Below are 22,233 nucleotides of genomic sequence, written 5' to 3'. Positions count from 1 at the left end.
CCATCAGAAAATTGTTGCAACCAAGTTGAAATGTCGCGTGGTTTGCAAAGCAGAAATGTCCCACCTGGCTCGCCGTGAGCGCAGCCGGGCAGGGCGGAGACCTCACGCATCGAAGCCCTGACCGGCTGCGCGGGTGGTGAAACGTGCGACGCTGCTTTCGCGAAAGCCATATCCCAGCTTCTTGCATCCACTTGCGCAGCATCTCCCGAGACACCTTCAGGCCATGGTCCTCGGCAAGCTTCTCGGTCGCCAGCGTCGGTCCGAAGTCGGCATACTGTTTCTGCACCAACGTCACTGCCAAAGCGCGCACCGCCGGGTCGATCCGTTTGTTCGACGCTCGGCCTCGCGCTTTGTGCCGGATCGAGGCCGGGCCTTCCGTTCGAAAGCTCTTTAGCAAGCGTTGCACCTGCCTTCGGCTCAACGCCAGCAGGTTCGCCGCATTCGATGCTGTCATGCGGCCTTGCACAACCTGGCTCAAAATCTCGACCCGGTTCAGATCTCGCTCACTCATCAACACCAATCCCACGGTCCACTCCAGTCCTGTAAGGCACAGGGGAAGTGTGACACTTCTAATTTGCAGATGTGGGACAGTTTAACTTTGCGGCTACAAAAAATTCCCCTGTAATGATAGTTATGTAAATTCACTGCGCCTGTACCACTTGATCTCTAGCCAAAATTAGATCGGCTCAACGCAGAGACTGGGTTCTAGCCGCGCAAATCCAAAAGTCGCCTCAGGTCTAATGCTAACGGAGACGCGACGCCTATGCCACATCTCGACCTACACATAAGCGGAACGCTGTTTCCCACGACACGCTGCACAGGCTGGTGCAGGAGGATAACCGCGCGTCGCTCGGTGCCGAACCCACAGCGCGGCAGTACCTTTACGGGCCGCGCGACATGGCGAGCATCTCGGAAGAGCGCCGCAGAGTTATCCGGATTGGCGCTGTGCAGCAGCTTACAACATGCCTACGTCTTTGTCGTGATGGGCATGTATCCAGTGAGCTATTCCGACCTGTCGAGCGAGGAACCCCGTACAGTCCACTGCTTTTCGACCGCCAGAGGACGCCAAACTGAACGCGAACCCGTTTCGCATATTCGCCTCTCGTCTGCTCCCTGCCGCTAATGCAGACGAGGCCTGACGATGACATCTCGCCAAGCTTGGTTCAACTAAAGCACGAGGAGCGGCAGGCAATCCCAAGCGCTTTAATCGCGGGGAAAAACCCGGCCATCAAACAATTTGCGTGCCGTGCGCAGTATGCCCGCGCCGACAACCTCCCCCGCCGCATCCTGTTCAATCAGCACCTCTGCGCCGCCAGTCGGATGCTCAACCAAAAAGCGGCCATCGTGCGGCATCATCGCCAGCGCCGCGGCGGGCGAGCCCGGCAAAGTGCAGGCCGTGGCAACCGAAACCGCCGCAAAAACGCCGATGGTCGCGTGACAGCGGTGAGGGATAAAGCTGCGCGTCGAAATCGCCCCTCCGGATGTCGGTGCCGAAACCAATGTCATTTTCGGCACTGATTTTGCAGCCACGTCCCCCAAATTCATCATCGGCCCTACCTCCAGCCGGATCGCCTCCAGCCGGGCTTTCAGATCGGCATTGGCCTCCAGATCTGCGCGGGTCTCGCGGCCCGTGATGCCAAAATCCGCCGCCGCCATCAGCACAATGGGCATGCCATTGTCGATCAGCGTGCAGGCGACCCCCTGCACCACATCCACGGCATTCCCCGTCGGCAACAAAGCACCGCACATCGAACCTGCGATGTTCTGAAACATCAGCGGCACCGCGGCGGCCTGTCCCGGCACGCCGTCAATCGCTGCCGCCCCCCTATAGCTGACGCGCCCCTGCGGCGTGGCAATCCGCGCCAGGGCGATCTCGCCGGTGTTCAGCATATGGATCCGCACCGGGGTTTGCGCACCCGTCACCGGCACCAGTCCACGCTCAATCGCGGCGGGGCCAACCCCCGCCAGAATGTTTCCGCAGCCCTGCGCGTCTGAGACCAGTGCCTGATCGACAAAGACCTGCAAGAAGAGATAGTCGACGTCGGCATCGGGGCGTGACGACGGCGCCAGCACCGCCACTTTTGAGGTCAGCGGGTCCGCGCCGCCGATCCCGTCGATCTGCTGCGGGTCCGGGCTGCCCATGATCCGCAGCAACAGATCATCGCGCAGCGCAGGGTCCGACGGCAGATCAGAGGCCAGAAAATACGCCCCTTTCGAGGTACCGCCCCGCATCCAGAGACAGGGAATGCCCTCAGCGCCGGGGCGGAGATCCTCAGACATATTTCAACCCTTTCGCCGCCAGCTTGTCGCGCATCGCATAGATGTCGAGGCCAAGTTCGCCCGAGGCCAGCCGCCGCCGCTTGCCCTCTTCCGCGTCCATCCGCAGGCGCGCCGCCGCCAATACCGCCTCGGCATCCGCGTATTTGACGACGCAAACCCCGTCATCATCCGCCACGATGATATCACCCGCGTCAATCATCGCCCCCGCGCAGACGATGGGCACGTTGACCGAGCCCAGCGTCTCCTTCACCGTGCCCTGCGCCGACACCGCCTTTGACCAAACCGGAAACCCCATTTCCTTCAGGTCGCGAATGTCGCGCACGCCTGCGTCAATCACCAGCCCCTGACAGCCCCGCGCCATCGCCGAGGTGGCCAGCAGATCCCCGAAATAGCCGTTATCGCAAGGCGAGTTGGGCGCCAGAACGAGAATATCCCCCGCCTGCAACTGCTCAATCGCCACATGCAACATCCAGTTGTCGCCCGGGGGTGCCGAAATGGTCACCGCAGAACCCGCGATGCGGGACCCGCTGTAGATCGGGCGCATGTAGGACGCGAGGCAGCCGATCCGGCCTTGCGCTTCATGTACCGTTGCCACACCGGCTGTCGCGAGGCCCGCGATGGTGGCGGCATCCGCCCGGGGAATATTTTGAACAACGACAGCCATGCTTAATGCTCCTGCTTGCCCGCCACCGGCGGCGTGCCATGGGTGTGAAAGGATTCGATGGTTTTCAGCCCCCAGGCCTGCCCCTTTTTGCGGTCAGTCTCGGTCCAGACCACCGGCTCCCAATCGGGCGCGAGGATCAGCCGCGCACCGGAATTGGCCAGTTCAACCCGGTTGCCCGCAGGCTCCCAGACATAGAGGAAGAAGGTGCCTTGAATGGCGTGCTTGTGCGGCCCGGTTTCGATGTGCACGCCGTTTTCCAAAAAAATATCGGCGGCGCGCAAAATCTCTTCGCGGGTGTCGGTGGCATAGGTAACGTGGTGCAGGCGCGCGCTGGCGCCGCCATGCTCCTCAGTACAGGCCAGATCATAGGTTTTGTTGTTCACCGTGAACCAGCATCCGCCCAGACGGCCATTGTCGAGCTGGATCATCTCGGTCACCCGTGCGCCGAGACAGGTTTCCATGAAGCGCCGGAACTCGGTCACATCCGCCGAGAGCAGGTTGAGGTGATCAAGCCTGCGCGGATGCGCGCCGCGCGCGTGAAAGCGCTGCGCGAGGTTCTTCAGCTGAGGCCTTTCATTCGCGGGCGCTGCGTATTTCACTGTGTCGTAATAGATTTCAAACACATGCCCAAAGGGGTCTTCAAAGCGAAAGGCGCGGCCATGGCCCGGATCGCCCGCGACCCAGCCGATGACTTTGAAATCAGACGCCTCGATCGCCGCCACCCGACGCGCCAAAGCGGCGGGCGATGAGGCGCGATAGGCGATGTGGCCCACGCCCGTGGTGTGATGACGCGTCAGCTTGAGCGTATGAAATTCATAATCATCCCAGGCGCGCAGATAGGCGGAATGCGCGTCCTGCCCACTGACAGTCAGGCCATAGACATTGACGAAGAAGTCGAGGCTTTCGTCGAATTTATCGGTGTACATCTCGACATGAGCGAGATGGGCGATGTCAAAGCAAGGTTCGGTCACGCGAGGTCCCTCCCGAAATGGCCCGGTGGCAACATGCCTGCCGGGACCCGCCGCTGTCCCGAGGGACGCGGCAACTTGCTCGGGCAGAGCGCCGTTCGCGCGCGGCGCCGGTCCGAGACTGACGGCGTCCAGCACCGCGCGGTGCTGGACGGCGGGGGCCGACGACCTGCCACCGGCCCGGTTTGGCTCACAGCTCGTCAACCGTCCGCGGGAAGATCGACTGGAAGCCTTCGGCGTATTTCGCCTTGCGACCGCCGGACTGGCCGCCCGAATTGCGCATGAAATGGTTGGCGCGATTTTCAGCGACACGGGTGTAGAACTCCCACAGGTGCTCTTGCCCTTCCATACATTCGATGGCCGCGCGCTTTTTGTCCCAGACGGAGGTGATGTCGAGGAAAGTGTCCGGTTTCCAGCCCATCTGTTCGGTCTGATGCGGCTCAAACAAATAAAGCTGTGGCGCGCCCAGAACCTTTTGGCCCGGATTGTGGCCCCAGGCCTGCGCAATCATCCGACACTCCAGCGCCACCTGCGTCGCATACATATGGTCGGTGTTGTAGGGATCATATTGCGAATGCGACAGCATGAACGCGGGTTGCACGTCGCGGATCACATCCACCAGCTTGAACTTGTCGGCCTGATCCAGATGCAGCGGGTAGTCGCCCAGATCCAGGCAGATCAGATCATGCACACCCAGCGCTTTGGCGGCTTTTTCCGATTCCGCAAGGCGGGCATCTTTGACCTGCTGCAAGGTCATGCCGGGGTTCTTCCACAATTTGGCGCTCTCGCCCCGCTCGCCGAACGAAAGACAAGCAACGGTAACTTTATAGCCCATTTCGGCGTGCAGGGCGATCGCCCCGCCACAACGCCAGACGAAATCTGCAGCATGTGCGCTGATGACCAGGGCGGTCTTTTGTTCCGACATCGGATCCTCCTCCAACTCAACTTCGCCCTAAAGTCACACCGAATACCGAAAAAAGGGAAATTGGAAATCGGCGTCAGTCATAATTTCATGCTATACGGCATCTTGACTGCGGATGTAGAATGGCGGCAGAAACAGGCACCTTCCCTGACTGAGCAGGATCCGAAAGAGCAGCAATGATTGGCCCCAACCTACGGCATTTACGCGTTTTTTTGGCTCTATCCAGTTGCGGATCGGCGACGGTTGCGGCCGCACGCTGCTTTGTTTCGCAACCGGCCGTGACGCAATCAATTGGTAAATTGGAGCAGGCCGCGGGCACGCCGCTGTTCAACCGGACACCGCAGGGGTTTTTCCTGACCGATGCCGGTGCCATGCTCCGCGCACGGGTCGCGCGCGCGATCGGATTGCTGGATCAGGCGCTGACCGATGTTTCCCCGCGCCTGACACTCACGGCGACACGGCCGCAGCTGCTGGCGCTGGTTGCAGCGAGCGAAGCACAGAATTTTTCACTGGCGGCGCGGCGGCTGGGTGTTGCGCAACCAACCGTCCATCGCGCGATCAGCCAGCTGGAGCATGAGGCCGGGCGCCCGCTCTTTCAACGCACGCCCTATGGCATCACCCCAACGCGTCGCTGCCTGGCCCTGGCCCGCGCGGTCAAACTGGCCTTTGTCGAACTCGATCAGGCCAATGCCGAGCTGGGCGAACTTGCCGGTCGCGAAGTCGGCGAAATTGTCATCGGGGCCTTGCCGCTCTCGCGGTCGCACATCCTGCCGCATGCGCTGACCGCCTTCCGGCGCCTGCGCCCGACCCAGTCCATCAGCGTGATCGACGGTCCCTACGAAGAATTACTGGGCGGCTTGCGGCGCGGCGAGATCGATTTTTTGATCGGGGCTTTGCGCAACCCGCAGCCCATCGACGATGTGGAGCAAGAGGCGCTGTTTGACGACACCTTGGTGCTGCTCTCCGGGGCAGATCATCCGGTGCTGCGCCAGACACCGCTGACCGTTGAGGCCCTGCGCCGCTACCCCTGGCTGGTGCCCCGCAGTGGCACCCCGACCCGCGCGCAATTCGATCTCTTGTTTCAACGGGCGGGAGTGCCCCCGCCTGAAAGCATCATCGAAACCGGTTCGGTGATCCTGATGCGCGAAATGCTGGCCGAAAGCGACCATCTGGCCTGCATCTCACGGCTTCAGGCGATCCGGGAAATCGGACGTCATCTGGTTGCCGCGCTGCCCTTTGCCATTGAACAGTCCGCGCGACCGATCGGGCTGACATTCCGCAAGGGCTGGGTGCCGACGCCGGCCCAGAATGTACTGCTCGACGAAATTCGCAAGAAACAATCTGGCGGGCACAACCTATAGCTAAAAATTATAGGGCGTCGCCGCAATTCAATTCGCCAATCAGCGTGAGACAGGAAAGGTTCGGCCGGTCGGCGTCGGGCAGCTTTTAGTCACCGGCGTCACTGAAAAGAGCAGATTGTTCATGTTGCGGAAGAGGCCGCCGATCCGTCATCCGGAGCCTGCGGTGGTCCGCGGGGGAAAACGGCAGGCTGGCACCGGGGCCGCATGCGGGCCATGGGGCGGGACCGGGTCAGGGAGACCAGGTCGATGCCGCCCTGTGCGCGCACGGGCGATACCCGATCTCGCCGCATGAACACCGATGCTCTGATGCCAATCAGGATCCCAGGGATCCGGCCAAGGGAGGAAGAGATATGTTTGCACGTTCTGTTGCAGCCGGTGCCGTCATGGCCGCTGTGCTGGGGGCATCCGCGATGGCGGATGAACTGAAATTCGCCAATTTCATGGCGCCGACGCATCCCTATGTGGCGGGTGCGTTTCAGCCCTTTGCCGATGCTGTGGGCGCCAAAACCAATGGCGGGGTGACGGTGAAGCTCTATAATGGTGGCGAATTGGGAGCGGGCCCGGTGGATCAATATTCGCGCGTCGTCGATGGCGTTGCCGAACTGGCGATCAGCCTTCCGGGCTACACGGCGTCGAACTTCCCCCTGACATTGCTGACCGAGCTGCCCGGTGTGATCACCGAAACCCATGGCACGCAGGACATCTGGGATCACATCGACCTCTTCCAGCCTGAATACAAACGCGCGCATCTGGTCTCGCTGTGGTCCAGCGCGCCGAACCTGCTGTTCACCCGCGACAAAGCCGTGCGCACCCCCGCCGATCTGGCCGGGTTGAAGATCCGCGTGCCGTCGCGCAACGCGGGCCTGCAGGTGGAAGTCTGGGGCGGCGCACCAGTCTCAATGCCAGTGTCCGAGGTGTATAATGCCCTGCAAACCGGCGTGATCGACGGCGCGATGATTGACGGCACCGCCGTCGGCGCCTTCAAACTGTCCGAGGTGGCCAATTACATCACGATGGGCATGGACACGACCATCTCACCCTTCTTCATCGTGATGAACAAAGACGTCTATGCCGATCTGTCGGAGGCCGAAAAAGCCGCCATTGACGCCGCCGGCAAGCAAGCCTCGTTTGATGGCAATAAAGTGCAGCTGGCCGTGGCAGAGAACGGCATCGCATCCTTCGCAGCCATGGCGGGCAAAGAGGTCATCCACCTGACTGCCGAAGAAGCGGCTGCCTTCAACGTCCTGTCAAAAGCCGTGGTCGAGACGGTGATTGCGGAAACCAAGGTTGAGGGTTCGGACCCGCAAGCCATTGTCACGGCGCTGAAATCGGAATGAGCGACGCGCCCCTCCTTGCCCCCCGGCCGAGCGCACTCGACCGGGTCATGCACCGGGCAACGCTCCTGCTGGCTGCGGTTTCCGCGGTCAGTCTGGTGCTGATGCTGGCGCTGGTCTTCGTTTCGGTCATCTTCCGCTATCTGCTGGCGACACCGATCCTTGGGGTGAATGAAATCGTGCAGCTGGCCTCGGTGGCAGTTGTGATGCTTGCCCTGCCCTATTGCACCGCGCAAAACGGCCATGTCGGCGTGGATGTTCTGGATGAGGCGATTGGGGCCGCGGGCCGCTATATCGGCGACATTCAATCGCGTATTTTGTCCGGCGTCGTGCTGGCCGTTCTGGTACAGCGCGCGGCCCTCAAAGCGCTCGACGCGCGGGAATTCGGTGATGCAACAAATATGCTGAACCTGCCGCTCTGGCCCTTCTATGCCTTTATCGCCGCGGGCATGGCGCTCTGCGTGTTGATCTTGCTGGCGCAGCTTGTCGTCCTCCTCCTTCAAAAGGTCCGCCCATGACACCCGTCACCATTGGCCTCCTCGGCATCGGTGCCCTGTTTGCACTGATGATCCTGCGCACGCCCGTGGCCTTCGCCATGATGATCGTCGGCTTTTTCGGCCTGTGGATCCTGGAAGGCAACCGTGCCGCAGGCGCGGTTGTGCTGACCGAAAGCTACGGCGCGGTGTCGAACTATGCGCTGATCGTCGTGCCGATGTTCATTCTGCTGGGCAATGTCGCCTCGGCGGCGGGCTTTTCCCGCGCCCTCTATGACGCGGCTTTCGCCTGGGTCGGGCGGTTTCGCGGCGGCCTCGCCTCAGCCTCGGTTCTGGGCTGCGCGGTGTTCTCTGCCGTCTCCGGCTCATCCGTCGCCACCGCGGTGACCATCGGTAAAGTCGCCCTGCCCGAGATGCGCCGCCTCGGCTATGGGGATGGGCTGGCCACCGGCGCGATTGCCGCAGGCGGCACGCTGGGCTTTCTCATTCCGCCCTCAACCGGCTTTGTGCTCTACGCCATTCTGACCGAGGAATCGGTGGGGAAACTCTTCATGGCGGGCATCCTGCCCGGGATCATGCTGATGGCGCTGTTCATGGCCACCGTCTGGATCATTGCCGCCCTTGACCCCAAAGCCGGCCCGCGCGGCGAAGCGGTCAGCCTTGGCCAGCGTTTTGTGCTGCTCGGCCGTGCCATCCCGTTGCTGGCGATCATCGGGGTTTCCATCGGCGGCATCTATGCCGGGGTGTTCACCCCCGTCGAAGCCTCGGCGGTCGGGGCGGGGCTGGTGATTTTGCTGGCGCTGGCCCGCCGCGTCCTGCCCGCCGCCGCCCTGTGGTCTGCCCTGCTGGAAACCGTCAAGACCTCTGCCATGCTGTATACGGTGGTGATTGGCGCCAATGTGCTGAACCCGTTTCTGGCGGTCACCCATATTCCCGAAGTTTTGGGTCAGGTCCTGAACGGGCTCGGCTTTGGCGCCTATGGCACGCTGACGGTGATCATTCTGGCCTATGTCGTGCTGGGGATGTTTCTCGACGGGCTCTCGATGCTGGTGGTGACGGTGCCCATCGTGTTTCCGGTGATTCAGATGCTCGGCTTTGATCCGATCTGGTTCGGTGTGGTCGCCGTGATCGTGATTGAGATGGGAATGATTACCCCGCCCGTCGGCCTCAATGTTTTTGTGGTCAAGGGGATCGCGGGCGATGTGCCGATGGCCACCGTATTCCGCGGCGTGTTGCCATTCTTGCTGGCCATGCTCATCGGCCTGTTGCTGATCATCCTTTTCCCGCAAATCGCGCTCTTCATCCCGCAAGCGATGTTCGGCTGAGCCTGTCCCGACATTGCGGCACCATTCGCGACGCGGATTGGGCCGAAACATCCCGCCTGATCCGCGCGCCGCCGACATCATACCGGCCGCAGCACCCCGCAGCTTTCCCGGCGCATACGCCTCTTTCGCTCCAGTCTGCCTGCGGGCATTCGCGCCACTTGTTTCCCGGCGGCACATCATGTTAGAAAATTATTATACGATAACATAACATAAATTCGCATGCCCGAGACTCGCATGTCCGACCACCGCCTCCCCGTCACCGTTCTGTCCGGCTTTCTGGGTGCCGGAAAGACAACGCTTCTCAACCATGTCCTCAACAACCGCGAGGGCCGCCGCGTGGCGGTGATCGTCAACGACATGTCCGAGGTGAACATCGACGCCGACCTGATCCGCGAGGGGGCGGAACTGTCGCGCGCCGAGGAGAAACTGGTCGAGATGTCAAACGGGCGCATCTGCTGCACCCTGCGCGGGGATCTGCTCGAACAGGTCCGCAACCTGTCGCAAGAGGGGCGCTTTGACTATCTGCTCATTGAATCAACGGGCATTGCCGAACCGCTGCCGGTGGCCGCCACCTTTGATTTCCGCGATGCGGACGGGGCCAGCCTGTCCGACGTGGCGCGGCTCGACACGATGGTGACGGTGGTGGATGCGATCAATCTGCTCAACGATTTTGCCAGCCATGATTTCCTGGCCGACCGGGGCGAGAGTTTGGGCGCAGAGGATACCCGCACGCTGGTCAACCTCCTGACCGAGCAGATCGAATTTGCCGATGTGGTGGTGCTGAACAAGACCATGGACGCCGGGCCCGCGCGCTGCGATGCCGCGCGCAAAATCATCCGGGCGCTGAACCCCGATGCGCGGCTGATCGAAACGGATCACGCGCGCGTGGACCCCCGCGCGATCTTTGACACCGGCCTTTTCGACTTTGACCGGGCGCATGAACACCCCTACTGGGCCAAGGAGCTCTATGGCTTTGCCCATCACATCCCCGAGACCGAGGAATACGGGATATCCTCGTTTGTCTACCGCGCCCGCGCGCCGTTTCACCCCGAGAAATTCCATGCGGTGCTGAACGGTGACCTGCCCGGCGTGATCCGCGCCAAAGGGCATTTCTGGCTGGCCTCGCGCCCGAATTGGGTGGCCGAATTTTCGCTGGCAGGGGCGGTATCCTCGGTCACCCCGCTGGGCGGCTGGTGGGCGAGCGTGGCCAGGGAGCATTGGCCGACCCATCCTGAGGCATTGGACGAAGTGGCGGGAAAGTGGCACGAGCCTTGGGGAGATCGCCGTCAGGAGCTGGTGTTCATCGGCGCGGGCATGGATGAGGCGGCCCTGCGGGCCCGGCTGGATGACGCGCTGATGCCCACCAGCACCTTCACCCCCACCCTCTGGGCCAACCTGCCGGACCCGTTTCCGGCGTGGCGCAGCACGCGGGCGGAATGAGGCAGTCCCTGATGGCACGCCGTAACCTTGCCACCTCGTTGAAGCGCCGGTCCCGCGGCGATCCAATGCGTGCCTATGACGCGCTTCCGGCTGACCTGCGCCATTGGTTGGCGGCGTCGGTATTGCTCTGGAGCCCGGCCTCTGTCCGCTGCATCTGGTCACGGGCGATCCGCGACGCACGCGGCGACGCTCAGGCGGCGCAAGCGGCGCAAGCGGCGCTCGAACAGCGGCGTCTGGAGCGGGACGAGGCCCGGATCTGGGGTTATCTGTCCCCCGAAAGCACTACATCACGCACAGCTCCGGCATAGGGGCCGCTGGCAGCCGCGGCCCCCTCGCACGGGCCCCGGCTGTCGCGTACCGCCGAGACGGTGCGTCGTACCACAATCGGATCGTCCCAGTCGCCAGGGGTCCAGATCGCCGCGTGCATGTAGCAACGGCATTTCAGGTGACGGGGCTGCCGATCACCAGCCAGGTGGCCACCACGATGGCAGATTTGGCGCGTGCGGCATCAGAGGAAAGCTTCTCGTTGCTCACCGCCTTGTTCCATGCAAACGAAAAAGCTGGCACGCCACACCGCCTTGCGGCGCAAAATCCCTGCTGAGCCTTTCAAGGGCCGGGTTGCTCTGCGTGAAAGGCCATCATCTCTGCCGTGCACCAAGGATGCGGCCGCACGCCACCGCGCTTCCCTCGTGAACGGATCAAGGCTGAACACCGTTCTGCATCCCCCGAACCCCGGGGCGCCCGAGGGCTTCAAGAAAACGAGGATCAGATGACCGGCCATGTTTCGGTTGTTTTTATGACATCGTCGCTCCGGGTGGGTCCCACAGACAGAGCCTCTCCTCGTTGCAGAGGCGAAAAGGCAAGCGGCACGGCGTTGGCTCCCCGGTCAACCTGTGCCCGGATGGGCGGGTGAGTGTACATGTCTCCAGATCATCTATTGCATCACTTCACCACCCGACGCGCGGTCCGAAACAGCGCGCCGACGGCGGTTACGCTTCATGTCATCTTTGGTTCTGAGGGGGACGACACAGACCGCAGCAGGGCGCGATCCCGGCACCACACGATCCTCGCAATGCCCCCTCACACTATGCTGGCACAAGACCCGCCTGGCACATGCTGCTTGCGCTTGCAGCACCTCAACGTGTCGCAACATCAATACGATCCCATGGCTGTTCGCGAGCCGACCGAACATCGTTGACATGTAACCAGGAGAGTTCCGCCACAAAAGCGAAACCACCTCCAAGGGGACGCACAGCGAACCGCGCCCCCGCCTGCACTCGGGGCAGACCGTAGACTTCAGGCACGCCCAGCGGGTGCAGAGGGTCATCGCCTAAGTATTCCGGCCCGCGCGATGCTGCCAAACACCGCGCGGGACTGTCGGCTTCTTGTCCGGCCTTAGTTCAGGGCATCGGCATCAAGCCCATACCGTTTCAAAACCAATCCGCGATTCAAATCGTCGCGCAATGGATAGGGCGTGGTTGGGACCGGATAGGCATGTCCGTCGTTAAAGCGCATCATCGCAGGTCCATTGACCGGCTGCTTCCATTCCGGCAACCCTTCGCCATTCGGATTTCCAGTCTTCACGAAATTCGCCAGATAGGAGGACATCGTTTCCGCCATCCGGAAGTCTTTTTCCGTCCACGGCCGCTGGCCCTCGTCCTTGCGCAGGGAGTTGAAGAAATACCACAGGTCCGAGGAGTGAAAGGAACCGTAGAATTCTGCGTCCCGTCCCGGAGGACCGTTGTCGAAGGCATAAACCCAGACATTGTTGTCCTTGTTATGCGCCTTGGCATAGCGGGCAGAAATCATCGCTTCTGCCAGAACTTCGTCTGCGCCCGCACGCAATTGCAGACGATAGGCCTGCATCGGGTCCCCTGCAGGATAGGCCGCCTGCCATTCCGCACCATACCGACCTTCCATCCATGATGCATACTCCGTCAGGGGCATGGTTTTCTCGGGCCCACCTTGCAGCGAGGTCCGCTCATCCGCATTGGCACCGGTCAGAATGTCGATCCCGTCAAGCGCCCCATCGCGCATGAGGTCAACCGACTCGGCGGTGATCATCTTGCCATCAATCGTATCGCCGTTGGTCGTGCTGCGCAGCGCGTAATAAAGCAACCGATCGTCAGTATCACTGACGGGCTCAAAGAACCGCTCCGCCGGAAGCGCACGCAGATCTGCAAGGCTCATGGGTTTGCCGAACAAGGCCTCGATGGCGGCGGCATTTTTCGCCTCGGCTTCGGCCGCGGGCACTTCGTCGGCCGGACCAATCCGGAAAGTGGATTCCATCACCGCCCGCCGGAACAAGCCCTTCGCAGGGGCTGCCCGCATCAGACTGTAGACGTTGCGCGACCCTGCCGATTGACCGCCGATTGTCACCGTCGCCGGATCTCCACCGAACTGGGCGATGTTGTCACGGACCCATTGCAGCGCCGCGATCAGATCCTGATCCCGCTGGTTGCCGGAATAGCCCTCCGGACTCTCGGCGGTGATCTCGCTCAGCGCCAGTTCCCCAAAGATGCCCAACCGATATTGCGCCGTCACAACGACAATACCTTTCTCGGCCAGTTTCGAGGCCCAGAACTCCATCTCAGATCCATAGCCATGCGCATTCGCCCCGCCGTGGATCCAGACATAGACCGGCAACTTCGCCTCGCCAGATTGCGCGGGCGTGAAGATATTCAGCGCGGCCCCATTCTCGCTGATCGGGGGAAGAACCGCCGGATCGTAGTAGAACTCGTCGCCCCAGAACTCACCCGTCGGGTTGATCCCGGACCATTGCATCGAGCGATCCGGCCAGCTGTCCGCCGCTTTCACACCCTCCCAGGGCAGAACCGGCGTCGGCGCTGCGAAACGCGCAGGCCCATCCGAGGGCCCGGCATAATGCAGGCCCTTGAACAGCGTCACGCCTTCGACATCGGTGGAGATGCCGCGCACTTGGCCGCCGGTTACCGTCACGACGCCCAAGGTCGGTTCAGCCGTGGCGCCGCCGGTTTGCGCCAGCGCGCTGCCAGGCGTCAGCGCACCCACGGCCATCAGCACGGCAAAGGCCGCAGGCAGCGTAGTGCCGGTCTTAACCGACCACGCCGACCTCGTGCCGGATTTAGGGGGAACAGACATAGAAACTCCTCCTTTTCTTGTCATTTCATCGTGCAGACCGGTCGCCGAAGGCGCATCAGACCCACCTCAGGCCTCTTACTCCCCCTGACGTTTCGCCCGCGCCGGGGCCGGAATCCGCCCGGTCTCGTCACGCCAGCGGGCTGGTCAAACCTGAGCACCGGGAAGCCGCATCGCCGCTGCCCGGTGCAAGCGTCAGGGGCGCAAGTCGCCTTCTGTCATGTCGATCCCTTTAAGGACCTGCGCGCGTAAATAGCGATCACGGCTGGGATAGAGCGTTTCGCGCCGCATCTCGGCCTGCCCATCGAACAGCCGCAGGAACTGCCCGCCGGTGTCAGCGCTGACCTGATCCCAATGCGGCACAGTGTTGCCGTTTGGATCCCCGGTCTTTATGAAATTGGCGAGATAGGACATCGCCATATCTTTCATCGCCAGATCAGGATCGGTCCAGGGCCGCTGATCGGTGTCCCCCTCGCGCAATGCCCCATTGAAATACCAGTTGTCGGCGGCATGGTATGCGCGCGCAAACCCCTGATCCTTGCCCGGCGGCCATTGGTCAAAATAGTAGAGATAGACGTTCGCATCCGAATGCGCCTTGGCATATTCGGCACCGACTTTGACATAGTTGAACATGTAGTCATTCAGCATCCGCAGCGAGAGGCGATAGGCCTCAACCGGATCGTCTGTGCGGTAGAGCGGAAAGACCGCCTCATCCACATTGCCAGCCTGATGCGGACGGATCGCCGAGAGCATTGCTTCATGCTGCTCATCTTCGGTCATTTGCAGATCACGCGGGCGCAGGCCGGTGTATTCGTCTGCCGTCTGCCCGATGATGATGTCCAAACCGTCAAAATCCCCCGGCTGCAGCAAGTTGACCGAATCCGCCGTAAAGGCATAATCGTCCACCGTGTAAAACTGGTTCGTGGCCACCGCCCCCGCAAGCACGCCATAGAGCGAAGCCTTGCCGTCTTTCCAAGGGGCAAGCCAGGTTTCCGCTGGGATCGCGCGCAATTCGGCCAAGGTCATCTCCTTGCCGAAGGTCTTGGTGATTGCCTCTTGGTTCTGGACGGATTTCTCATCATAGCCGACCACTTTACCCGGCAGGAACCCGGTAAAGCTGGACTGGATGAAGGCACGCTGGAAAAGTCCCTTGGCCAAGGGCGTGCGCAAAAGCGCCACGGTATTTTCGCCCCCAGCGGATTGGCCCCCGATCGTTACTTTGTCCGGGTCACCGCCAAACGCGGTGGCATTGGCCTTGATCCATTTCAGCGCATCCACCAGGTCGAGCACGCCGAAGTTACCGCGGGGGCCACCCGGATTTTCTGTCGCCATCTCGGGCAGCGAGAGCCAGGCAGGTGCGCCGAGGCGATACTGAACCGACACCACAACAACGCCCTTGGCGGCCAAAGCCGCCGGATAGAGATCCTTCATCGCACTGGCGCCGACACGATTGGCGCCGCCATGGATCAGCATGTAAACCGGCAACCGAGCCTCCGTGGTCTCGGCCGGGGTCCAGACCGAGACATTCAACCCGTTATCGGTGGCAGGCGCATCGCTGAAACTGTTCGGCTGATCCTGCAGGATCTGATCCCCCCATGTGTCGGCCTGCAAGACCCCCTCCCAAGGGGTGACCGGCGGCGCGGGTTTCCAGCGGTTTTCACCGCCAACATTGCCCGCATAGGGAATACCCAAAAATTGGACGACACCCGGTGTATCGCTGGCGGCGCCCTGTACCATGCCACCCGTGACCTGCGCCGTGCTGATCGGATCCGCCTGCGCCGTGGTATGCCCCAGAAGCAGAATGCCAACGCTCAGGCACAGCGCCGCAGTGCCCGCCGCGCGGATGCGGGCCGGCCAGTCTTGTTTAACGTCCATGTAATCCTCCCTCGGCGAAGGCCGGGCACATGAAATGCCCACCTTCAAAAATGCGTGTGACGCCCGCTACCTCCGCGTTGGCGGCCCGACCGCGCACCACAACCACGGCGAGTGCACCACAGATCAGAGTGCGCGGGAATATTGCCGTGTCAGGTATCAGCTATGCCGATTTGGCATCGCCGCATCTGTGCCCATCCGGCCCATCACGGGATGACGGCGCAACTGGCAGAAACGCCATGCTTCATTAGAATTTCACCCAGCCGTCCCGTGCGCGCCATCTCTGCCAGAAAGCCAGAGAGATGGGCCATCGCGTCCAGACGCCCCGACGACATCCCCATCGCCTGACGAATTTCCATGAACGGCGGCTCAAGGACACGCGTCCCGGGACGCTTGTCAGCCTCGTGTTGCAAGGGCTGCCGGATGCCGGCAATTGCCGCAACCTCGCCCGCATCAAGCGCCGCCAGCGCCGCAGAAAGATCCGGCACCACGACCAAAGCCTCTGCGCCGGACTGTCGCGCCAAATGCAGGGAATAGGCGCTGCCCTCCACCGTGGCCACCGGCAGCCCGGAGGCGACGAGCGCCCCGGCATCGGCGACTACATGCCCGGCACCAAGGAGATAGCTCCCCTCTATCCGCACATAGGGATGCGTAAAGTCGATGACCTCAGCCCGCGTGGGATCCACCGCAAGAAAGCAGATATCCCATGTGTCATGCGCGGCAGAAGCCGCGACATCCACCGCCCGCTCTTTCTCCACAAAAGCGAGTGGAAGGTCCAGCGCCTGCGCCAGTGCATGCGCGAGATCCACCGTAATGCCGCGGGCATTACCCACGCCATCACGGCCCACCAAAACACGGTTTCCGTGGTTCAGGGCGACGCGCAGCACACCGCTTGGCGCATATTCCGCGCGCAGGGCATCCGACACCGACATCTCAATCCTCGCCCACCTGCGCCATCCATTCGTCCCAGACCGGGAAGACCGTGATCAACGCTTCAAGCCCTTGCGCGCCCGCCGTCAGGAGCGGCGCGCTCTCCGTATGTGCCACCCACATCAAGGACCACGGCTCATAGGTGTGCCCCTCATGAACCAGGCTGCCATTCATCACGATCACATAATAGCCGCCGGTCCCGTCTGTCGCGGGAGCCGGAACCTGCATGTCAGGCCCCATCCGCACGACCGTGACGGTCATCCCATCATCCCCCGGCTTCGCCTCAACCACGGTTTCCATCGACAGCTCTTCGCGTGCCTGCAGGACCGGCGGGATCGCCGGAATGATCTGGGAGGAGACGCGGTGACGCCGCTTGGTCGGCCTGAGCTGCTCGCGGACATTGGGGGTCGACAGTTTCACCAGCCCCGCATCGGTCTTGGGGCGCAGGGTCAGGTAGGACATCCCATTCGCATCGGCAATCAGCGGGCCATACCCAGTGTGGTGATCGGCGTAATGCACGGTAATCATGTCGGTGCGGTCACGGCCAATGCACCCGCTGCCCCCGATAAAAACCTGAAACTGGTCGACAATGTGGAAGTGGCTGTCCAGCTCCATATTGGCACTCATATCAATGCGGAAAGCCTGCAGTGCTTTGCCCGGAACATCAGAATTCTGACCAAAGAGATTGACCTTCCAGCCCCGGCCCCGCTTAAAGCGGCCCGGTTCCTTTTCGGCATAAGATACGATTTGCATTGCTGATCTCCCTGACCTGTCGTGTCACTGCGCCCGGACGGGGCAGTGTAAATCTTCGAATGCGCTTTCTGGCGCACCCAGACGCGCCACCGCGCTGGCAAAGGGGCGCGCAGCATCAATCGCCTGCACGCCGACGAGTTTTCCGCCGGAAAAGGCATAGTAAAGTGTGCCGCCGGTTTCCGGTTCCTGTTTTACAACCTGCGCCCCCTCCAGCATCTCACCGCTCATCTGGATGCGCATCGCGCCCTGATTGGACCACAAGCGCAGAGCGCTGGGAGCGGGCGGCACCTGACCCACAATTGCGGCGGCGACACATTTCGCCTGCCATTGGGTCGCGGCGACACTCTCATGCCGCAACCCTGCGCCGACCGCGCCCCAGCGCGCGCAATCGCCAAGGGCGAAGATCGCGGGGTCCCGGCAGGCCCCCCGAGCATCCACAAGGACCCCGTCTTCGCAGTCCAGTCCTGCATCGCGCGCCAACGCATCACGCGCTTGGCTGCCCACGGCAGCGAGCACCAAATCCGCAGGAATATCGGCCCCCGAGCCAAGCTGCACGCCCGTCGGGGTGATCGCTTTGACAGAGGTCGAAAGCCGAATGTCGATCCCTGCCGCCCGATGCCGCATGCAAACCTGCTCGGCGAGTATGGGATAGAGGCTGCGCGCCATGATCCGCCCGGCATTTTCGCAAACAACAGTCTGAATGCCGCGTGCCCGAACGGCCGCGGCAACTTCCAGACCAATCAGCCCGGCGCCGATCACGACGATCTGTTCTGCGGCGTCCAAACGCGTGCTGAGCCGCTGCCAATCATTGCGGTCGCGCAGCAACAGCGCGGCTTCCCCACCGGGTATTGAGGCGGGCAGCTCACGCGCCCGGGCACCTGTTGCCAGAACCAAGGTGTGATAGCCCAGATAATCGCCGGAGGTGAGGTGAAGCAGCCGCGCCTCCCGGTCAATTGAAGCGACTTTGCCGTGGTGCAGCGTAATGGCTTTGTCCGCGTAAAATGCCGCGGGCCGCAGCGCTCCCGGCGCGCCGCCTTCGCTCAGGGCATCCTTGGACAAATGCGGGCGGTGATAGGGAAGACCGCTTTCTTCGCCCACAATAGTGATGGGTCGCGCAGAACCTGCCGCGCGCAATTCCGCGGCCAGCGTGACACCAGCATGAGACGCGCCGATGATCACGATGGTCTCTGTTTCAGACGTCGCCATCACCCAATGACCTGCATGTCGAACTCAGATTTCCGGGCACCGCATTCCGGGCATACCCAGTCCTCCGGAACCTCCTCCCACCGGGTTCCCGGCGCGACGCCACCGTCAGGATCACCCTCGGCTTCGTCGTAGCGCCAGCCGCAGAGCACACATTCCCACACCCGCCAGCCGGTCTCATTCGCCATAGGTTTTTCCTCCGTCTCGTTTTCCATTTGACCTTACGGACCCGACCGCACTATTACCATTGGCGATAGCGTTGTATCAGTTATGCCGTTTCGGCATTTCTCTCTTTGGACAAAACGCATGGATATCCGTCAGCTCACCTATTTTGTCCGCGTGGTCGAACTCGGCAGTTTCAGCCGGGCGGCTGCCTTTCTGCACATCGCCCAATCCGCGCTCAGCCGCCAAATCAACGGCCTTGAAATCGAGCTGAAAGAGCGGCTGCTGATCAGAAACGGACGCGGTGTCACCACCACAGAAGCCGGTGACCGGCTGCTGGGTCACGCGCGGTCCATGTTGGCGCTGTATGAGCGTGCCTATGAAGATATGGAGAATGCGCGGCTGGGCCGGACGGGATCTATTGCCATCGGCATGCCAGGGTCGCTGGCGGGGATTGTCAACACATCGCTCATTCGCAAGCTTTTGTCGGAATTGCCGGATGCCAAGGTGCACATCCTGACCGGCCGCTCTACCCAGTTGCAGGAATGGCTCGTCTCCGGACGCATCGACATGGCGGTTCTTTTTGATGCCCCCAACAATTCGATGCTCGAGATTCATGACCTGTTTGAAGAACGGCTGCATCTGTACGAACAACTGCCTGAGGGTGAAACCGACACACAAGGACCACCCATCCCCGTGATGGAGCTGGCCGAGATGCCGCTGATCATCACCAGCAGACCGAACCGTATCCGGGAAATGCTCGAAACCGCATTGGCGCGTGAGGGTCGCAAGCTGTTGGTGGAATGTGAGCTGGACAGCCTGGACACCACCTTCGAACTGATCAGCGACGGCATCGGCCGCTCTGTCGCCTCGCTGAGAGGGCGCCGCACGATCGCGGCTGCCGCTGGCCTGCGCACGCGCCGGATTGTCGATCCGGAACTCATCCTCAAGGTGCAGATTGTGTTGCGCATGCGCCGCCTCAACAACCGGCTGCACGATACGGCATTTCGTATCTTGCGTGATCTCTGCCTCGAAACGCTGCGCACATGACGGGCCACCCTCAGGCAACTTCCTGAATGAGACCGGCAGCCCGCCGGGCCACGGGGACCAGCGCAAGCATCGCCGCCAAAAGCAGAATCGATGAGATGGTGATCACGGCACCCAGCCCAACCTGATCCACCGCATAGCCGATCATCAGCGCGCCCAGCGCCGGACTTCCGCGTGCAATCAGCCCATGCACGCTGAGTACCCTGCCCCGCAGCCTGTCGGGCGTCGTCAATTGCACAAAGGTCTGCGTAGAAATCAACCCCCGTGTGATCGACGCGCCCAGGACGGCTGCCGCAAGCATGGCCAGAACCGAGAGGCTCGTCTGGGACAGCGCCGCGCTGGCAATCGCACCAAGGCTCCACCAAAAAAGGACACCGTAGAACAGCCGCTCGGGCCGGGTGCGTCCCATCGTCAACCCCGAGACCACCGCGCCAACCGCTGCGGCGCCGGTCAGCAGTGCAAGGCCGGTGGCCGTGCCGCCTCCGTAAATCCCCGCAGCAATCGCCGGGATCAGCTCCAGGATCGCCCGCACACAGGCCCCGCCGCAGAGCATCGCAAAGAGAATGAGCCGAAGTGGCGGGCTGTGCACGATATAGGCAAAACCCTCGTTCATATCGCGCAGAAAAGAGCGTGAGGTGCCGCGTCCTTGCTGGGGGGTGAGGCGCAACCGCGCCAGCACCAGAACGAACAGAAACGTCACGGCGGCATTCGCCACAAAGATCCAGACGATGTCAAAGCGCAGGATCATCACCCCGGCGACGGCAGGCCCCAGCAACCGCGCCAAATTCACGTTCACCGAATTGAGCGCCACCGCCGACCCCATCTCCTCGCGCGGGACCATCTGCTGGACCATGGCCAGCCGCGCGGGTTGAATGGCGGCCGTCAGCGTGCCTTGCAGGGTCACCAGAATGACCAGCCCATAGAGCCCCAGATGGCCCAGCGCGAGCAGCACCGCCATCAGGATTGCAAGACATGCCGAGATGATTTGCGCCAACATGTTCTGTTTGCGCCGGTCCCACCGGTCCGCGGCAACCCCCGCGAAAGGGCCAATCACAACCACCGGCAGCATGTCGCCCGCCGCCAAAATTCCCAGCCAAAAGGCGGATCCGGTCCAATCCCAGATCAGCCAGCTGCAGGCGATCCGCTGCATCCAGGATCCGATCAGCGACAGGCCATTCCCCCCGAGGAAAATGCCGAACTGGCTGTGCAGCAGAAGGTGAAGCGTGGCGGATATGCCCCGCCTTTCACCCATTCCCACTGACCACTCTGATTGGCGCTCCATCAAGGAATGAGGACATGTTTTCCACCGCGTAACTGTAATATGCGCTCAGCATTTCCTGCGTAAAGTACCCCAGATGTGGCGTCAGAACGACATTGGAAAGTTGTCGCAAGGCATGGAATTCCGGTAAGGGCTCGACCGAATAGACGTCAAGACCGGCCCCCGCAATATGCCCGTGCTGAAGCGCATGGAGCAGGGCATCCTCATCCAGCAACCCGGCGCGGGCGGTGTTCACCAGCCAGGCGGTGCGCTTCATCGCGCCGATTTCCGGCGCGCCGACGATCCCGCGTGTGGTTTCGGCAAGCGCGAGGTGCAGCGTGACGACATCGGCCGAGGAAAAAAGCGCCTGCTTATCCACCCGCGTGACACCTGCCGCCCGGGCGCGCTCATCGGTCAGATGCGGTGACCAGGCAATCACCTCCATGCCAAAGGCCTGGCCAATCCGCGCGACATCCGTGCCCAACCCGCCAAGGCCGACGATCCCCAATCGCTTGCCCCGCAGGGTGTTGCCAAGGAAATGCTGCCAGCCCCCCGTACGCATCAACCGGTCCTCAGCCGAGATTTTGCGGGCAAGCGAGAGAATGATCCCCCATGTCAGCTCGGTAACCGCCCCCGCTCCGGCGCCCGAAACCGGTGTATTTGAGACGATCACCCCCCGATCCCGGCAGGCATCCAGATCAACGGTGTCGTATCTTTTCCCGGTCACACACAAATAGCGCAGATTGGGCAGCGCCTCGATCAGAGCCCGGGGAAAAGGGGTACGCTCCCGCAAGGTGCATAAGATGTCAAACGGCGCGAGTGTTGCGATGGCATCTTCAAGCTGCGGCAGGGGGCGGCCGATCACGGAAATTTCCGCCCGCCCCGCAAGGGGTGTAAAATCAGCGCTGCTGAGCGCGCTGCCGAGGTAGTCATCCAAAAGAGCGATTTTCATGAGAATGGCCGATCACGCATGAGGAAAGCGGGGGGGAAAAAAGAACACCACACCCCCACCCCCCAAAGCAAGACACAAGGGGGAAAAAAAGCACCCCCCCCCCCCCCCCCCCCCCCCCCCCCCCCCCCCCCCCCCCCCCCCCCCCCCCAAA

20 protein-coding genes and 1 pseudogene are annotated in these 22,233 nt (G+C 62.1%); 8 read left to right on the top strand and 13 right to left on the bottom strand.

Translation table 11 applies throughout. The annotated features are described in order from the left end of the window. Positions 1-121: 121 nt before the first annotated feature. A pseudogene (locus ACEN2S_RS21590) lies at positions 122-526 on the bottom strand (helix-turn-helix domain-containing protein); the annotation flags it as partial. Positions 527-1,004: 478 nt separating this feature from the next. Between ACEN2S_RS21590 and ACEN2S_RS21585 the strand changes: the two are divergent. Then, positions 1,005-1,139 (top strand): 2-oxoadipate dioxygenase/decarboxylase family protein, encoded by a 135-nt coding sequence (locus ACEN2S_RS21585; RefSeq protein WP_441870411.1) that lies wholly within the window; start codon positions 1,005-1,007, stop codon positions 1,137-1,139. 64 nt (positions 1,140-1,203) lie between these two features. Here ACEN2S_RS21585 and ACEN2S_RS21580 read toward each other — a convergent pair whose 3' ends face one another. The 4 genes from ACEN2S_RS21580 to ACEN2S_RS21565 all read right to left on the bottom strand — a co-directional run bounded on the left by ACEN2S_RS21580 (position 1,204) and on the right by ACEN2S_RS21565 (position 4,837). Then, the gene (locus ACEN2S_RS21580; RefSeq protein ID WP_441870391.1) at positions 1,204-2,280 is read right to left on the bottom strand and encodes a 4-oxalomesaconate tautomerase; all 1,077 of its coding nucleotides are present in this window, start codon (positions 2,278-2,280) and stop codon (positions 1,204-1,206) included. Beyond that, positions 2,273-2,944, bottom strand: coding sequence for a 4-carboxy-4-hydroxy-2-oxoadipate aldolase/oxaloacetate decarboxylase (locus tag ACEN2S_RS21575; RefSeq protein WP_441870389.1), 672 nt, complete (start codon positions 2,942-2,944; stop codon positions 2,273-2,275). Before ACEN2S_RS21575 ends, ACEN2S_RS21580 begins: the two co-directional genes overlap by 8 nt. Before the next feature lie 2 nt (positions 2,945-2,946). After that, positions 2,947-3,915, bottom strand: coding sequence for a VOC family protein (locus tag ACEN2S_RS21570; protein WP_441870387.1), 969 nt, complete (start codon positions 3,913-3,915; stop codon positions 2,947-2,949). Positions 3,916-4,102: 187 nt separating this feature from the next. Continuing rightward, positions 4,103-4,837: a PIG-L deacetylase family protein gene (locus tag ACEN2S_RS21565; protein WP_441870385.1), complete on the bottom strand. Its 735-nt coding sequence runs from the start codon at positions 4,835-4,837 to the stop codon at positions 4,103-4,105. A 173-nt stretch (positions 4,838-5,010) separates the two neighbouring features. On the opposite strand from ACEN2S_RS21565, the gene ACEN2S_RS21560 reads away from it, so the two are divergent. From ACEN2S_RS21560 to ACEN2S_RS21535, 6 genes are all read left to right on the top strand, one after another. After that, positions 5,011-6,195 (top strand): LysR family transcriptional regulator, encoded by a 1,185-nt coding sequence (locus ACEN2S_RS21560; RefSeq protein ID WP_441870383.1) that lies wholly within the window; start codon positions 5,011-5,013, stop codon positions 6,193-6,195. Positions 6,196-6,545: 350 nt separating this feature from the next. Continuing rightward, positions 6,546-7,532, top strand: a complete 987-nt coding sequence (locus ACEN2S_RS21555; RefSeq protein WP_441870381.1) for a TRAP transporter substrate-binding protein — start codon at positions 6,546-6,548, stop codon at positions 7,530-7,532. Continuing rightward, positions 7,529-8,047: a TRAP transporter small permease gene (locus ACEN2S_RS21550; RefSeq protein ID WP_441870379.1), complete on the top strand. Its 519-nt coding sequence runs from the start codon at positions 7,529-7,531 to the stop codon at positions 8,045-8,047. The genes ACEN2S_RS21555 and ACEN2S_RS21550 overlap by 4 nt, the downstream gene beginning before the upstream one ends. Next, a complete protein-coding gene (locus ACEN2S_RS21545; protein WP_441870377.1) occupies positions 8,044-9,348 on the top strand; it encodes a TRAP transporter large permease in 1,305 nt (434 codons plus the stop codon). The genes ACEN2S_RS21550 and ACEN2S_RS21545 overlap by 4 nt, the downstream gene beginning before the upstream one ends. A gap of 234 nt (positions 9,349-9,582) precedes the next feature. Continuing rightward, positions 9,583-10,788: a GTP-binding protein gene (locus ACEN2S_RS21540; protein WP_441870375.1), complete on the top strand. Its 1,206-nt coding sequence runs from the start codon at positions 9,583-9,585 to the stop codon at positions 10,786-10,788. Positions 10,789-10,799: 11 nt separating this feature from the next. Next, positions 10,800-11,096, top strand: coding sequence for a DUF6525 family protein (locus ACEN2S_RS21535; RefSeq protein WP_441870373.1), 297 nt, complete (start codon positions 10,800-10,802; stop codon positions 11,094-11,096). A gap of 1,087 nt (positions 11,097-12,183) precedes the next feature. Here ACEN2S_RS21535 and ACEN2S_RS21530 read toward each other — a convergent pair. The 6 genes from ACEN2S_RS21530 to ACEN2S_RS21505 all read right to left on the bottom strand — a co-directional run bounded on the left by ACEN2S_RS21530 (position 12,184) and on the right by ACEN2S_RS21505 (position 18,851). Continuing rightward, positions 12,184-13,908 carry a carboxylesterase/lipase family protein gene (locus ACEN2S_RS21530; protein WP_441870371.1) on the bottom strand — a complete coding sequence of 575 codons (1,725 nt, stop codon included), beginning with the start codon at positions 13,906-13,908 and terminating at the stop codon, positions 12,184-12,186. 192 nt (positions 13,909-14,100) lie between these two features. Then, the gene (locus ACEN2S_RS21525) at positions 14,101-15,780 is read right to left on the bottom strand and encodes a carboxylesterase/lipase family protein (RefSeq protein ID WP_441870369.1); all 1,680 of its coding nucleotides are present in this window, start codon (positions 15,778-15,780) and stop codon (positions 14,101-14,103) included. A 203-nt stretch (positions 15,781-15,983) separates the two neighbouring features. After that, positions 15,984-16,709: a transporter substrate-binding domain-containing protein gene (locus ACEN2S_RS21520; protein WP_441870367.1), complete on the bottom strand. Its 726-nt coding sequence runs from the start codon at positions 16,707-16,709 to the stop codon at positions 15,984-15,986. Position 16,710: 1 nt separating this feature from the next. Beyond that, a complete protein-coding gene (locus ACEN2S_RS21515) occupies positions 16,711-17,460 on the bottom strand; it encodes a hypothetical protein (protein ID WP_441870365.1) in 750 nt (249 codons plus the stop codon). A 24-nt stretch (positions 17,461-17,484) separates the two neighbouring features. Next, positions 17,485-18,666, bottom strand: coding sequence for an NAD(P)/FAD-dependent oxidoreductase (locus tag ACEN2S_RS21510; protein WP_441870363.1), 1,182 nt, complete (start codon positions 18,664-18,666; stop codon positions 17,485-17,487). Then, entirely contained in the window at positions 18,666-18,851 is a 186-nt protein-coding gene (locus ACEN2S_RS21505) for a rubredoxin (RefSeq protein WP_441870361.1), read from the bottom strand. The genes ACEN2S_RS21510 and ACEN2S_RS21505 overlap by 1 nt, the downstream gene beginning before the upstream one ends. A 118-nt stretch (positions 18,852-18,969) precedes the next feature. Here ACEN2S_RS21505 and ACEN2S_RS21500 point away from each other — a divergent pair, with 118 nt between their 5' ends. Further along, complete coding sequence (locus ACEN2S_RS21500; protein WP_441870359.1) at positions 18,970-19,875, top strand: LysR substrate-binding domain-containing protein; 906 nt, start codon at positions 18,970-18,972, stop codon at positions 19,873-19,875. Between the two features lie 10 nt (positions 19,876-19,885). On the opposite strand, the gene ACEN2S_RS21495 is transcribed toward ACEN2S_RS21500, so the two are convergent. Both ACEN2S_RS21495 and ACEN2S_RS21490 read right to left on the bottom strand, forming a co-directional pair. After that, entirely contained in the window at positions 19,886-21,124 is a 1,239-nt protein-coding gene (locus ACEN2S_RS21495; RefSeq protein ID WP_441870357.1) for an MFS transporter, read from the bottom strand. Then, positions 21,117-22,082, bottom strand: a complete 966-nt coding sequence (locus ACEN2S_RS21490; RefSeq protein ID WP_441870355.1) for a D-2-hydroxyacid dehydrogenase family protein — start codon at positions 22,080-22,082, stop codon at positions 21,117-21,119. Before ACEN2S_RS21490 ends, ACEN2S_RS21495 begins: the two co-directional genes overlap by 8 nt. Positions 22,083-22,233: the final 151 nt, after the last annotated feature.

The organism is Phaeovulum sp. W22_SRMD_FR3 (assembly GCF_052113705.1).
In the GTDB taxonomy this organism is placed as follows: Bacteria; Pseudomonadota; Alphaproteobacteria; order Rhodobacterales; family Rhodobacteraceae; genus JBGQOG01.
This window is presented reverse-complemented; position numbering and strand designations above follow the sequence as displayed.